General features: G+C 51.0%; 12 protein-coding genes. 10 read left to right on the top strand and 2 right to left on the bottom strand.

Translation table 11 applies throughout. The annotated features are described in order from the left end of the window. Positions 1-104 precede the first annotated feature (104 nt). Positions 105-758: a DNA-binding protein gene (locus FYB76_RS19705; protein WP_195724680.1), complete on the bottom strand. Its 654-nt coding sequence runs from the start codon at positions 756-758 to the stop codon at positions 105-107. Between the two features lie 1,322 nt (positions 759-2,080). On the opposite strand from FYB76_RS19705, the gene FYB76_RS19700 reads away from it, so the two are divergent. From FYB76_RS19700 to FYB76_RS19675, 6 genes are all read left to right on the top strand, one after another. Beyond that, the gene (locus FYB76_RS19700) at positions 2,081-4,141 is read left to right on the top strand and encodes a tyrosine-type recombinase/integrase (RefSeq protein ID WP_154134765.1); all 2,061 of its coding nucleotides are present in this window, start codon (positions 2,081-2,083) and stop codon (positions 4,139-4,141) included. An 867-nt stretch (positions 4,142-5,008) separates the two neighbouring features. Next, the gene (locus FYB76_RS19695; protein ID WP_077238437.1) at positions 5,009-5,695 is read left to right on the top strand and encodes an AAA family ATPase; all 687 of its coding nucleotides are present in this window, start codon (positions 5,009-5,011) and stop codon (positions 5,693-5,695) included. Further along, complete coding sequence (locus tag FYB76_RS19690) at positions 5,688-6,692, top strand: ParB/RepB/Spo0J family partition protein (RefSeq protein WP_077238438.1); 1,005 nt, start codon at positions 5,688-5,690, stop codon at positions 6,690-6,692. Before FYB76_RS19695 ends, FYB76_RS19690 begins: the two co-directional genes overlap by 8 nt. A gap of 877 nt (positions 6,693-7,569) precedes the next feature. After that, positions 7,570-8,925 (top strand): replication initiation protein, encoded by a 1,356-nt coding sequence (locus FYB76_RS19685; protein WP_195724679.1) that lies wholly within the window; start codon positions 7,570-7,572, stop codon positions 8,923-8,925. Between the two features lie 206 nt (positions 8,926-9,131). After that, positions 9,132-10,160, top strand: coding sequence for a tyrosine-type recombinase/integrase (locus tag FYB76_RS19680; protein WP_154134763.1), 1,029 nt, complete (start codon positions 9,132-9,134; stop codon positions 10,158-10,160). Between the two features lie 173 nt (positions 10,161-10,333). After that, on the top strand, positions 10,334-10,597 hold the full coding sequence (locus FYB76_RS19675) for a hypothetical protein (protein ID WP_077238441.1): 264 nt from the start codon (positions 10,334-10,336) through the stop codon (positions 10,595-10,597). Here the strand turns inward: FYB76_RS19675 and FYB76_RS19670 are convergent. Continuing rightward, the gene (locus tag FYB76_RS19670; protein ID WP_077238442.1) at positions 10,594-10,851 is read right to left on the bottom strand and encodes a hypothetical protein; all 258 of its coding nucleotides are present in this window, start codon (positions 10,849-10,851) and stop codon (positions 10,594-10,596) included. The genes FYB76_RS19675 and FYB76_RS19670 overlap by 4 nt on opposite strands. Before the next feature lie 140 nt (positions 10,852-10,991). Between FYB76_RS19670 and FYB76_RS19665 the strand changes: the two genes are divergently transcribed. The 4 genes from FYB76_RS19665 to FYB76_RS19650 all read left to right on the top strand — a co-directional run bounded on the left by FYB76_RS19665 (position 10,992) and on the right by FYB76_RS19650 (position 14,065). Next, the gene (locus FYB76_RS19665) at positions 10,992-11,534 is read left to right on the top strand and encodes a hypothetical protein (RefSeq protein WP_154134762.1); all 543 of its coding nucleotides are present in this window, start codon (positions 10,992-10,994) and stop codon (positions 11,532-11,534) included. Between the two features lie 228 nt (positions 11,535-11,762). Beyond that, complete coding sequence (locus tag FYB76_RS19660) at positions 11,763-11,930, top strand: hypothetical protein (RefSeq protein ID WP_154134761.1); 168 nt, start codon at positions 11,763-11,765, stop codon at positions 11,928-11,930. Continuing rightward, positions 11,927-13,231, top strand: a complete 1,305-nt coding sequence (locus FYB76_RS19655; protein WP_154134760.1) for a hypothetical protein — start codon at positions 11,927-11,929, stop codon at positions 13,229-13,231. Before FYB76_RS19660 ends, FYB76_RS19655 begins: the two co-directional genes overlap by 4 nt. 207 nt (positions 13,232-13,438) lie before the next feature. Continuing rightward, positions 13,439-14,065 (top strand): phospholipase D family protein, encoded by a 627-nt coding sequence (locus tag FYB76_RS19650; RefSeq protein WP_217349635.1) that lies wholly within the window; start codon positions 13,439-13,441, stop codon positions 14,063-14,065. Positions 14,066-14,081 lie beyond the last annotated feature (16 nt).

The raw sequence follows: 14,081 nt of genomic DNA, 5'->3' as shown, positions 1-14,081 counted from the left end.
TCCGGCTCGTGACATCAGACGTTAATCCGTGTAAAAACTTTATTGCCGCAGCTAGGGCGACTCAAAGATGCTGGTTAGCGAAAGGAAATGCGCAGTTCTACACACTAGTCCCCAGCTTTTCCAGCAGCCTCCGACTGAGCTCGAAGGGCTTCACAGACTGCCAGCTGCCGTTCTGCATCAATCCGCTGTTGTCGCTCTTGATTCAGCTCGGCGCGCAGGCCCTCAAGTTCTTTCTTTAAATCAGGCATCGATTCCAAGCGGAGCTTGTCTTTGGCCAGTTCAACACGAGCCTGCTCGGCCGCCGCTCTCTCCCGCAGAACGCTCTCCTTCTCGGCGGCTAGGGCGTCGCTCAGCATAGCGATATTCGCCTCTGCGGCAGACTTTGCTGTTGTCAAGGTCGCTACAGTCCCCATCAGAGTTTCAATCTCGGCAGTCTGGCGCTCGATCTCGGCGGCGAGGTCGTGATTCGTTTGCTGTTGTTCTGCGATCTCCGTTTCCAATGGGGCGCGAGCCGCAGCAATCTCAACTGCAACGAATTCTGCGATGCCTCGCTGAAGCGCAGGGGGCAACGAAGAAGCGGTGACGGCAGGTGCCGCATGCTCACTCTTCCATTCATTGACCAGGCGATTGATCGTCAGGTTGCTTCCTGCCCCTAAGTGATCTCGCACAGTACGCAGAGTCGGCCGCACTTTGTTCGCAACCAGAGTATCGCAGACGCCGAAGACCTGCTCACGTGTAATCGATGGTTCCCGGGCCAATTTTAGCTCCCTCAAGATGATATGATTGAGATGATACGATATGATACGAATTAAAGCCACTATTATCGTCTAGGCGCAATGTTATATCCTTCAGGCTTCTCCGGAGCAGTGGTATCGCGCCACTCGTATCCGACGCATCGCGGAGCCTGGCCCACATCCAGCCGCTATGAACCTGGCAAGGGCCCGAGTGATCGCTGCAGAACGTGGAGATTAAGCCCGATACTAGCCGCCCGACCCCTATGCGCTGGCTCACGAAACCTGCCGCACCTGGGAGGCACCCATCATCACCGCTCGAATTCCCTTGCACTCGCCAGATGTGCGACTACAATTCAAGCAACGTTGCACGGTACAGCGCGGTCAGATGCGCGAAAAAATGCCGAAATAACAATATTTCGGCATTTTTTCCAAACCTCTATTCGTGATTATAGTTCTAATCACGACATGAATTTAAACGGTTGAAATGAGGTATCCATTGGTGAAGCTCTCGAAAGTTGCATAAATGAAATATTCGAAAATGAGAACGCTCAAAAATAATGACGCGCCGATCATAAATATTGGCAATGGAATCAAGGACTTGAAGGCCAACTGGGTATACAGCTAGCCCTCACAGGTAGTTGCTCATATGAAACGCAGACGTACTTGCTGCAGCCGCGTGGTGCATTGGACTGCCGAACTAATGTCGGCCGAACATCGATGCATAAATTGCAACTGTCGCTGAAATGTCGGAAATCATCTAAGTCTGGATTTTTGTCACTTAACTCTGGATTTCGCCGGCATCAAGTTGAGATCAACCCGCGGGATCAGGGTTTGATGCCCAAGTTATTAAATTGCAATCAAGAAAATCCAGAGTTAAGTGAACAAAGTACGGAAAAATCCAGAGTTAGATGAATATTTAGGACAGAGTTAGCTGGCGCCGGCGTGATGAGAGGTGCTCTGGACCTGGATCTGCACTCCAGGTTTAAAAGATTTCTGGCATGAAACTCCTTTAAGCCAGGATTTTTGCTTCTTCGAGCTGGCCTTCATTGGTGAAGCTGGTGTGGAACTGGTGCAACATCCATCAAGTGGGCAGAACCAAGTGAGTCTCGATCTGTGGACCGCGGCTTGGGTCGCAAGGTAGGGCGGAGCTCAACGCCTCAGATTTCCCGGCGCGTGCCTGCCCAGCATGGGCCTGACTGCGGGAGCAGCAGTTTCTAGCTTGCGCGAGCAGGCAACCAGCTGAAAAGTGGCCTTTCAGATCAATCCAAGAGGCGCGAACGATGCCTGCCCAGGGGGAATGGCAGGAAAATGAAGAAAACGTCGCTACGGGCCGATAACGTGGCTCTATGGCGATCGGCTTTTTAGATGCAAATATGACAAGTAAAGATACAGCCACCCTGCCCTATCCCCGTCGACGTGGGACCGAGAGAATCCTGGGCAAAATTGGGCGCCACCATTTCGCATTCTTCAAGGGATACCTCGAAGGATTAGATATTGCCCAACTAGCACATCGCTATCTGGAGACAGCGGAAACATCAAGCATCCACCTGCGCACGATCGAGGCTACAGTCAAATGGATCAGGCAAGATCTCAAACTCCTGGCCAAGCGCCACGGAAAGCACGCTGTTGCTCGGATTATTGACGTCTCGCCGGCAAAAATAAACCCGCCCTCCCCTTCCGTCCCAACTCTTGAAGAGTTTAGAGAGGAACATGATCCTTACGAGATGTACTCGGAAAAGGATCTCCTCGCCCTTTTTGAAGATACTTACTCTGGGGGAATTAGTGAGCAAAAACGGATACGGAACGCCCGCTTAAGGAAGCGGCAGGCTGAAGCGCTAGCATGGCTTCAGATGAAGACAAACGTCAGCCCGAGACCTGCCGATTTGCTCGAGGCTTGGCTCCTTGAATACCTGGTGAAGCAATTCAAGAAGGTCGACATTCTGACCGTTTCAGATCTTGCCACCTATGTGAAAGCGAACGGGCCCCTTTGGTACAAGGATGTCCCTAGGCTAGGCGAGGTGACAGCAGCTCGAATCTCCAAATGGCTCTGGTTGTACCGTGACGAAATTGGTACGGACGTAACTGTCTATGATGCAAGAGCGATTCGGCTAATCCAATTTGGGCTCGTTCCATTTGAGTACTTTAGCCCCCCTACTCATCTCTCGGGTGAAATTGGAAGCAATCGGGGGGACAGAAACGGCAGTGGCGCGAATAACGATCGCGAAGCCATAGTCCTTTGGTTGCAGAAACTGAAGGATGAAGATACAACACGCTCCTACCGCAAGGAAGCTGAAAGGTTTTTCTTGTGGGCAACGATTGAACGGGACAAACCTTTGTCTTCGATCACTACCGCGGACTGCTTGGCATATCAAAAATTCCTCAATGACCTGGGACGTGTCAGTGACGACTACTGGAATCAGACCTTCCGTATAAGCCAAGACTCCTGGATGAGTGACAAGAAATATGAACGCGACAGTACATACTGGCGACCATTTTTGAGTCCGTTCAGTATCGATGCTGAGGGAGTTAAGACGCGGAAGCGACACCAAGCTCTACAACCAGCATCACAAAAACAGGCGCTGGTGATTATCCGAGGCATGTTCCGATGGATGGTAAAAACGGGCTATCTACACACCAATCCGTGGGATAGCGCCTCCATACCTGCCGACCGAAACAAGATCGACGTTTCGAGAAGTTTTACAAAAGAGCAATGGAAAATAATACGGGATGAAGCCTTGTCACTGCCGCCCTCCCCTGCCGGCGCACGACTACGATTCATTGTCATGTTTTCCTATTTAACTGGCCTGCGCCTTCACGAACTTGCTCGCGCCAAGGTTTCCGACATCCTTGAGGAAACATCAATTACCGGAGGTCGGCGCTACTTCAAGATGAATGTCCTAGGCAAGGGCAAGAAGCTTCGCGAGATACCTGTTCCCCAGGTATTAATAGATGAACTCGAACGTTATCTCCGATCTCGATCGATAGAGTCACTCAAAGCGGCACCGGTAGATGCCCCATTGGTGGAGAGAATCCGGGGCACTTCGAATCCGGAGGCCAAGAAGCTGAAGGCACAGCTTGAACATCCAGATCGCTACGAACACGACCCCTCGTTTGTAGATGAATACCTTAGCCGTGACGCGATCTACAAGCTACTAAAGACATTTTTTCAGTCGTTGATGTTGCGCTTCCCCGGCGGCTCAACCGATCGTGCCAAGTTCCAGGCTGCGAGTACTCACTGGATTCGGCACACGTACGCTACCCATGCACTAGGGAATAAGGTCCCACTGGAAACAGTAAAGAACAACATGGGCCACGCGTCTGTAGACACCACGAGCATGTATCTAGACAACGACATCGCTGAGCGAGCCGAGCATATGGAGAATTTCGCCGATCAGTTGTACAAGTAGCTTTCACGCGTGAAAGTCGGAAACAGATAACTTAGCAATTCCGGGAAGATGGAATCCGTGGCTGAACACAAACGCCTCCTTTCACGCGTGAAAGAACCTTACGGAGACCAGCGTGATTCACGCGTTCTGCCACCTGCTGTCGCCAACAGGGAGGACGTTACCCGTCTCGCACGACTGTGTACACTCCGACTTCAGAGGCACATCAAACTGGGCGATTTACCCACGGCACGTGCCAGTCCAACGAGCCCAACTTTCACGCGTGAAAGTGAGAACCCTCCTTGAGCCACGCACCCGGATCATCTCATTGAGAAACCGACCCGGCGCCTCCTCGGCGAACGTGGAATAGAGAATCGACATAGGGAAGGACAGAGTACGTCCAGACTATCGGCTGGAAAAACAATGCCCTTCAGCATGAAAGGATGGCGAAATAAGCGAACTTTCACGCGTGAAATTGGCTAATTGCGGGGGCACGGCCAGCTATCCGGTCTACGCTAAAGTATCCGCGCAAGACAATAAAGTAAAAACACGGGAGCCAAAGCAGCTCTTCTCGTCCGGCCTTTCACGCGTGAAAGGCGTTGCACTGATTCGACATTGCGCACCATTCTCGCCAGGCACTTTAGGCATCTTTCACGCGTGAAAGAATTAGTCTGCCGCGAGTACTTGCCTCAACCTCAAAGGCTCATCACTCTAGCCAACAAACGCGCCACCCGCGTCCCGATAAGGCATCTTTCACGCGTGAAAGCCGTTAGTGTCGCTGCTCTGCTCAACTAACCAATCTTCTTGAATTCGCTTTGGCAAATTTGCTTAAAAAATATCTGCTGTAATATAATTTCGCAATATTCAATAAACAAACTTGTGAGGGAAATTATGTCCGCATTGATCATCGGTGTATTCAACCAAAAGGGTGGCTGCGGTAAAACCACCACATCTGTCCAGCTCGCAGGGACTCTTGCATTGCGGGGAATACGAACCCTGTTGGGTGACCTCGACAAACAGGGCACAGCATCGGTGTGGAGTGCTTCTGCTGGCGTTGAAAATCCTTTTCCAGCGACAGTTGTTTCCTTAGCGGCCATGGGGAAAAACATGGTCGGCGAAATTCAGAAGCTTGCGCCAGACTACGACGTGATTTTGATTGATTGCCCGCCCGCGATTGACTCCCCGATACCTTGGGCAACACTGCTCATCGCAGATCTTGGAATCATTCCTGTGATCCCTGTCATGGACAACGTATGGGCGACTGAGAAGGCGAAAGAACTTGCGGTCAACGCACTGGCTCACAATCCGACATTGAAGACCTACTTCCTGATTTCTAAAATGGGTCGGGGGCAGGTATACGAAGCTTGCCTCGCAGAGCTGCAAGAACAAAATCCTGAAATACCAGTTCTAAAGTCGCGAATCTCATCGCGTAACGCTTACCCTGAAAGTCAGATCTTCGGATCGACAGTGCACGGTCTTCCGAAAAAGACAGGCGGGCAAGCAGTCATAGAAGTCGAAGCGCTTGCTGACGAAGTTTTGGAGATTTTGAAATTTAAGAAAGTGAAGAAAAATGGCTAAACGTGACTTGCGCGCAGCGCTGAATAAGTCCCAAGCAAATATCGCCTCTACGCTGGGTGCCCCTGACCGTTTCGCGTCTGCAGCCAAAACATTGGAATCGCAACCGACTGGGTTCCACGATGCAGCGGCCCCGATTGAAAACGTGTTGGTATCCAGTTCACCGAAATCTCCGGACGAGCCGTATGAAGTAGAAGTTCCCCCAAGTGAGGTTCAAGTCAATCCTTACAACGCGCGACGGATCTATCGGCAAGATCGCGTGCTGGCCCGCGCCCAGAGCATCGCAGCACTTGGTCAGCAGAATGCCTGCCTTGCAACGGTAAGAAACGGGCAATATGTTCTCGCGGATGGAGAGTACCGCCTGAGAGCATGCAAACATTTAAAAAAACCGACCATTCGACTGCGTGTTCTTCCAGGCCTGACGGATGCTGAGCTCTATAAGCACTCCTACGATGCAAACGAGGAACGGGAAGCTCAATCACCTCTTGATGATGCCTTCGCTTGGAAACAGTTGCTCGATGATGGCATTTACCCGAGCGAAGCAGCGTTAGAGCCCGTCGTAAATAAGTCGGCTCCAACGATCAATAAAACCATTCAGCTGTTGAAGTTGCCAGGATCGATCACGGAACTGATCAAGCAGAGCAGCGATCCGTCCAAATTCTCGTTATCGGCACTATATGAACTGGTGCTGTATATGAATGCTGCGGGCCCGGAAGGCGAGAAAGACGCGTTAGCCTTGGCCGAAAGACTTGGGCGGGAAGAGATAGGGCGGAAAGAAATCACCGAAGCACGCCAAAAGATCTCCGAACCGAAACAACGTAAGACAAAAGAGACACCGCGACAGTACAAAATTCCCATGAAAGACGGGGAGGGCACTGGTTCGGCCGGGTTCATTAAGGAATTCAACTCGGGGAAGGTCGCCTTCGAAATCACTATCCTGGATGCGAAAGAGCGGGAAAAATTAATGGACGAACTGCGCGAGCGTTTTAAGGCTCAGTAAGTCCAAAGGTGAGACTTTACGGGAACCATGTGTCGAGGGGCTTTAATGTCCCTCGTTCTCATTTGGAGATCCCTATGGAGAGGCCTGCGCAGTAAAAGCTTTCGGCTGTCGCATGAGAAAAGTGAATACAAAAAGAGCCCTGCAGTGCCCAATAACACGCAAGAATGCGCCTTGAATGTAAAAAGGTGAGCTTTTTCAGGAAGTATTCAACGATAGGTGAGCTTTTACAGGGACCGGACTCATCCATTTAGAAACAAAGACTTATTGCTGACAGCGCAAGTAATTAGTGATGTGATTTAACGAAAGGTGAGACTTTGCAGGAACTGAAGATCGCCAAGTCCTTCGGTTTTAGGCATTTTCTTCTAAAACACCTCTGAAAGAGGGGTGTTGAGTATGTTGAATAAGACACTTGGAAAGGTTAACAACGTTAACGGCACCGGAAAGTCGCGCGATATAAGGGTTTCAAGGCGGTATGGTGAGATCCAACGGGGAGTTAGGTGAGAATTTACAGGAAGTTAGGTGAGGACAAACGGGAAACTTGCTCACCTTAGGTGAGGGTATACGGTAAGTTGGGTGAGTGGATACGGGATAAAAGGTGAGAACTTGCAGGGAGAGGGGCGCAAGTCCTTCGTGTACGCGGGCCTGACCCTCTTAAAGGTGAGAGTTTACAGGGACTATTCGCCGGCGATTACTTAAGGTGAGAGTTTACAGGAACCGGTCTAAGGCGGCAGATAAGTACTGACTCGTAGGGGAGCGAAGGGTGAGAGTTTACAGGGACCTAGTCCATTTCCCCCGGAAGGAAATTTCGAAAAGTGAGATTGAACGTTGATTTGTTCTCACCTTTAGCGCATCATTGTTGCCACGAACAAGGAACTACGTGGATAAATCAAGTAAACGAGCTATAGCACCATTCGACGACTACGCTCAAGGTGTCTCTGAATCAAGAGAACTGCGTAAGTCGAACGAAGCTATTGGTCTGCGAGTTAGAAAGGGCAAGTTGACACTTCTGTCGAGGAAGATGTTCAATGTCCTGATGCACCATGCCCAGAAGCTAGGCAGTCCTGGTCGAAATGCGCCCGTCGTGACAGAGGCAAACAAAAAGTACTTTTGGGTTCCGCTCGCAGATCTTGCAAGAGACGCCGCGTACGAATCGAACGACACAAAGCGCCTTAAGGAATACCTCCAGGAGCTGAAAGACATCCGAATCATCTCTGAAGATAACGTTCAGTGGACGTCACAATCGCTTCTTTCCGCGTTTACATTGGCAAATCCCAATGGGTTGAAGTCCCGCGGCGGTCAGATCTGGGTGGGTTTCGCATTTCCACCAGAGGTCGAGGCCGCTGTTATGAGACCAGACCAATACACAAACTTGGCTTTCGTTTACCAGAACCAGTTTCGTAGTGGAGCCAGCCTGGCCCTGTACGAGATCTGCCGGAGATTCTTAACTAACCCTTCACAGCTCACGGCTCGTCTTCCCTGGACAGAGTGGTTTGACTCCGTGAGCGGAAACCCAGCTGGCCAAGGTTATCCAGAATACAAAATCGCCAAGCGAGACACGTTCAAGCCGGCCATCGCCGAAGTGAATTCCGTCACTGACATCAACATCGAGCTGATCGAGCATAAGCTGGGTCGACGCGTATCCGAGCTACAGTTCCGGGTTAGGAAATCGGAGCAGGCCGTCATTGAGTTTCCTGCCCCCCCTGTTGTTGATGGCGAGTTGCTGGAGAGAGTAATCCGTCTCGGATTTTCTGAAAGGGATGCGTCGGATCTAGTAGCCACGAATTCGGAAAACAAGATCATCTCCACACTTCAGTTGGTAGAAGAACGGATGGCAAAGAAGGGGGCCGAGGCCCTCAAGCAGCCAGCGGCTTACTTTAAGTCTGCGCTGAAAAATGACTGGGCGCCGGCGGTGCCCAAGCTGGAAGCCCCGAAAATTAAACCGAAGGCCAATGTTGAGACACCTGAAGAGGTGTTTCAGCGTTACCTCGCACACCGTTCGAAGGAAGCGTTCAGTCTCTGTACTGATCTGGAGCCCGAGGAACAGGATCGTCTCATCGATGAATTTAAACAGCAATGCGGATTGCCAATGAAAATTCGTAAAGATGGGCTTAGGTCCAACGTTTTCCGGTCGGACTTCTCAATGTGGTACGCCCATAAGCTTTGGGGTGACCCATCGCACCAGGTCGTTCTCGAGTTCGCTCTATCCAATCCCAAAGCACCCATTGAATCCTAGGTGACAGCGTAGGTCATCGCACTTGACGCACTTGCTATAAGGAAATTACTGCAATTAACAATCCCCGCAGCCCCCCGGGAAAGCCGTTGTTTGGCAGCTCTTCGGGTTCGGAGAGGGGAGGGTAAAATTTAGGTTGCGGTGTTCTGTGATAAGAATTATTTTTATAATAAGCGGACGTTAATTTCATCTATTGCATATTGGTAAGTATGGGCGAATTCAAACCTGTAGACTTATTTGCGACCCGTCGAGATTGGGATGAGAACCCACGCGAAGCGTTCCGCGCGTATGTGGGTTCAATCGAGTTCGTCCAAGCAGGAAAACGGGGTAAAAACGGCGCGGATACCATCAGGGAGTCATCTGCAGCCGTCTATATCTCGATGTTCGAAAGATTCATGACTTGGATTGAGACCCGGAACAGGTCCTTCACAAGCGTTACTCAAGAAGAAATTAAGGAGTTCCTGGACCTTCGTGACGAGAATGGCAAAACGCGTCTTACGAGCAAGATTCGGATGGTCTATGTACGGCTCCTCGAGCGTGCCTATGAACACTTGAATGTCGATTCAAATCCGGCTAAGAATCTAGCCGTTGGCCGAGAAGAACCATTCCGCCGGGGAAAAGAAAAGGCAAAGGTCATCCTCAAAGTTGATGATATCCAACGGCTGATGGAGTCCTTACCTGCGGCGCCGGCATGGAATGAAAACTCAAAGAATAAGAGGCAGCGTGGCTGGGAGACGAGGCGGAATAGGGCTCTGATTGCCGTCTTGATCGGTGCTGGATTAAAGGTTTCAGAAGCAGCTTCGTTGAAACTACGGTCAATGAAGCCCAAACGCGTCGACGGGAAGATCGAGATAGATCTAGAAATATGGGATGGCACCGGCACCGGTATGAAACACACCGCTGTAATTGAGCAATTTGCAGTGCCGGAAATTGAGACCTGGCTAAGGGAGCTAGGTCGGATGGATCTGCCAAGTGACCTCGTATTTCCCGGGACGATAGATACTGCAGACGAACTGTCAAAACCGACAATCTATCGCCTGATAACAAAAACCCTGGACTTAGCGGGTATCAATACCGCCCATTCTGGCGGGCGAACGTTAAGAAATACCTATGCAGCACAGCAGCTGGCCAGCACGAATGACATAGGAAAAGTGGGAGAAAAGCTGGGTCATAGAGAGCGACGAGCTACTGAAATGTATTTGGACGCCGCTAAGAAGTTTGCTGAAGATGCCGTGTAGAAATGATCACAACTGTAGACAAACAGCGGTAGGTCGGGTAAATTTTGCTTGTCGCATTCGCGGCATGCCAGAAACACCTACCTACCGACTTCTACTCACTTTCCCCAGACAACAGGAAAGTGCAGCGCACGGCCCAATTACTTACCGCTACGCGGAAACTACTTGGAGCCATCATGAAAATCCTCAACAAAGCAACCCGTTCCGCCCACAAAGCAATCCTTCGTAATCCTAAAGAAGTCCAGCCCTACTCGCGATACCCGGTCTGGGAAGTGGATTTTTGGCGCGATATCTTTGAGTCAGCTCAAAATCCAAAGCTCGCCTCGAAAGTTCTTGAGGAAATGAAGGTTCTGGAAGATGAACCTTGTGTCGAAAACGAACGCGTATGGCGCAATATCAGCGTCGCCAAGAGCATGGCGAAAGTCACTCTGGCGAATTAATGCCGCAGCGTAAATGTCGTGGTGACAAGATCCTGGCAACCCAGGGTCTTGTCTGCCATGGCCAAAGCCTTGTTTGCCAGGTCAACGAATAGCTCCGCACGAATCCTTGGATCGTCAGCCCTAATGGCACTCGACAATAGTCGAATAAGAACTTCCTCACTGACCATGCCGGCGCCATCAGTTGCACCGTTCATCACGTCCCGAATCCAGTTGCTGTACTCAGCGTCTGGCATTTCATCCAATTTAGCAGTCATCGGTTCCTTTCAATTCTTAGAGCTAGTCTACCCAAGGTTCACTCCAAAGCAATTTCTATTCGATTGCGATGTGCCCAGTACATCACAGTCTCACGACTTCCGGTTTTTTTACCGCTCTGCGGGACTGACTGGAGAAAGACGTGCGAAAGCAAACTACAAAGAAAGGAAAGGGGAGGAAGGTTCCGATAGAACCTCCAATTAAGGCCCCACACGTCCAGCGTCAATTTAACTTCGGGCCGGAGTTCGCACTCTCTGAAGAAGATGAAGCGCTGGCTGCAAGCGATGATCCAAAACACCGCGAAGCCATCCGGCTTCGCTGGCTGAACAAAGAAAAGGTCACCATGAAAATGATCGAAGTAGCGCTATATGACTGCTCCGATCCTAAGTTCGAAACAATGGTCGGTGACCTGAATCCAGAGGAACCCAAGCACGTAAATCTGTTTTGGGCGATTGTCTGGATCTTCGAACTTTGCCCCAACAAGATTCACTTCCCATTCGTTTGGGCATGCGAAGAAGCAAACCAAGACGCAGAAGTGATTCGCCGTGGCGTAGCAAAGGTGCGGCGCCAGGCCATGATTCTGGTTCTCCGGACCCTGGCAAAACTTGTCAACTACAAATTTGCACAGAAAAAACAGCAACAGCTGCTTGAGTATGTGGATTTGAGCGATTGGCAACTTCACTAACCCTACAACGAAGCCCTCACGGGCTTCCCCAGGTTCGCCTAGGGAAGCTCCATCGCCACGGTTTTTACCCCGCTCCGCGGAAAGGAACCGTATGTACCCCGCAACTTCCATCTTCGTCCTGCTCTACCTGGTCGCAGTAGGTTTCGCCTGCGCATACCTACCGATCGGTGAAGACGCTCCCACCAAGTAACAAATTCATCAATCACTCAAATTTCAAAAGGAATCATCATGACTGATCTCCCGCGGCTCCTCGCTGAGCTCATGAGCAAATGGGACAACACGACCCTGAAAGTGAAATCAAGCTTTCCGGATCTGTCTGAGCATGAAGTTGGCCAAGTCACCGGCAATCTCATGTCGCAATCTTTGGGCCTCCCAAGTAGCAAGGGCGCCCAATGAAAATCGCTCACTTTTCTGACCTTCACTATTCGCCCGATAACCTGGTTGAAGCTGATCGCTGCTTTAGTTTCGCAGTTGATCATGCCATCAAGAGCAAATGCGAAGTCGCCGTCGTATCTGGTGATGCAACAGATCATCAATTGCAGGCGCACTCCCCGGCGTTCCTCGCGCTAGGCAACCAGGTTCAGCGTCTCAGCAAACACTGCCTGGTCCTGCTCTTGCAAGGCACGTTCTCCCATGAACCCGCTGGAATGCTGCACGTCCTGCAGCTCATTGGAGCCAAGTATCCGATCTACGTAGCCGACAAGATCGGCATGGTCGGGTTGCAAGCAAATCGGTGGGTTCCGATCCGTTCGGAAGAAGATTGGGCCGCGGACTATGACCTGGTAGTCACTTGCGTGCCGACCGTGAGTAAGGCTGATCTGGCTGCTTTGGTCGGCCCTGCAGCTGCAGCTGAAGAGATGGGAAATTATCTTGCTAATCTGCTTGCAGGATTTGCTAAGGCAAATGGCTATTTCTATAAGCGCGGCATACCGACTACCTTGGTGACACACGGAACGGTCGACAGCTCGCGAAACGAGAATGGCGTACCAATGGCTGGACTTGATCATGAGTTCACTACCGGCGCGCTTTTTGCCGCCGGCGCTGACGCTGTGATGATCGGTCACATCCATTTGACGCAATCATGGGAACGATCGTTCGAAGGGCGCAGGCAACTCATCGCGTACCCTGGATCAATTGGCCGCTTCCACTATGGCCAGCTGGGTGAAACAAGCTATCTGTTCTGGAACCTTCTACCTGGAATACCTGAATATCAGACAATCCATACGCCGTCCCGGCGAATGGTCGACCTGGAATTCTTTGGTGTCCCCGACCTTCAGGAACTGGCTCAAGCGGCAGGAGATTGTGTTGGCGCATTTGTCCGAGTCCGGTACCAAGTGGATGAGGAGTTTGCTAAGACCGTCGATCGCAAAGCAATCAAGGAAATTCTGAAAGGAGCAGCCGAAGTAGTCATAGAAGGAAAAATTCTGCCCATTGAACGTGAAAAGCGGAGTGCCGGCATCTCAATTGAGGTTTCGATGGTGAAAAGGCTCGAGCGCTGGGCCGAACTCACCAATACCCCGACTGACGGACTCGCAGCACGTGTCGAAATGGCACAGCAGCTGGCGCCGGATGAAATTGTGCGGAAGTTCTTAGCTGGCCTGCAGAACAAGCTGGTGACCAAAATTGAGCCGGATCCACCGCCTCACGAACAGGAGTCTGTCCAAGAAGCAAAACAGGATTCATTCCAACTTTTCTGAAAGGAAATCGTAGTGATGCAACGAGAGTGGCGCGTCGAGCAGCATTACAGCAACGACCGTCTTTCATACCAGATGTGTTCACGGGTTAATCCTTCTGCTAACCGCATAACGGATGACTTCGGTAACGCATTCAATCCGGGGTACATCGGGTCGCAGCAGCGGTCCGTGTACGCCAATCAGACAAACAATCAAGCGGAAGGGCTTTAAATGAAAAAAATCGTGGCCATTGGCCTGCTGATGGCGACGATGTCGACGGCAACCTTTGCCAACGGCATCCTCAAATCTCTCTTGGAAACATCTGAGCGATATTCTGCGCGAAGTGCCTCGATCGAGACGCTGAAGCTGCCACCGGAAGCAATCGTCGAAGTTGGTTTCTCTCCGGAGGGATCCGCTGAAGCACTGGTGCTAAAGACGATCGACTCCGCTCGCAAGCAAATACGCATGATGGCTTATGCATTCACATCACCCAAGGTCGTGAAGGCACTGCTAGCCGCACATAAGCGAGGAGTAGACGTCAAGTTGCTCGTCGACGCAAAGACACTGGAAGAAGAAGGGCGGAAGCGAAGCCAACCTGGTAACGCAGCAGTTTCAACTCTGGTTGAAGCCGGTGTGGAAGTCAGGACGATCGACAAGTATCAAATTCAGCATGAGAAAACATTCGTCGTAGACGGCCGTACAGTTGAGCTGGGCAGCTATAACTTTACTCAGGGGGCAGCTACCCGTAATGGAGAAACTGCCATGGTAATTTCAAACGCACCGAATGTCGCAAAAGTCTATCTGGATCATTGGGCTACCCGATGGCCCGATGGGAAGCCGTACAAGCAACGGTACTGATGTACCAGAAAATTCC

Source organism: Herbaspirillum sp. CAH-3 (assembly GCF_009668275.1).
Classification (GTDB): Bacteria; Pseudomonadota; Gammaproteobacteria; order Burkholderiales; family Burkholderiaceae_D; genus Herbaspirillum; species Herbaspirillum aquaticum.
This window is presented reverse-complemented; position numbering and strand designations above follow the sequence as displayed.

Coding starts and splice junctions, on each gene's coding strand:
- FYB76_RS19700 (WP_154134765.1), top strand. CDS start 2,081: ATGGCGATCGGCTTTTTAGATGCAAATATGACAAGTAAAGATACAGCC.
- FYB76_RS19695 (WP_077238437.1), top strand. CDS start 5,009: ATGTCCGCATTGATCATCGGTGTATTCAACCAAAAGGGTGGCTGCGGT.
- FYB76_RS19690 (WP_077238438.1), top strand. CDS start 5,688: ATGGCTAAACGTGACTTGCGCGCAGCGCTGAATAAGTCCCAAGCAAAT.
- FYB76_RS19680 (WP_154134763.1), top strand. CDS start 9,132: ATGGGCGAATTCAAACCTGTAGACTTATTTGCGACCCGTCGAGATTGG.
- FYB76_RS19675 (WP_077238441.1), top strand. CDS start 10,334: ATGAAAATCCTCAACAAAGCAACCCGTTCCGCCCACAAAGCAATCCTT.
- FYB76_RS19670 (WP_077238442.1), bottom strand. CDS start 10,851: ATGACTGCTAAATTGGATGAAATGCCAGACGCTGAGTACAGCAACTGG.
- FYB76_RS19660 (WP_154134761.1), top strand. CDS start 11,763: ATGACTGATCTCCCGCGGCTCCTCGCTGAGCTCATGAGCAAATGGGAC.
- FYB76_RS19655 (WP_154134760.1), top strand. CDS start 11,927: ATGAAAATCGCTCACTTTTCTGACCTTCACTATTCGCCCGATAACCTG.
- FYB76_RS19650 (WP_217349635.1), top strand. CDS start 13,439: ATGAAAAAAATCGTGGCCATTGGCCTGCTGATGGCGACGATGTCGACG.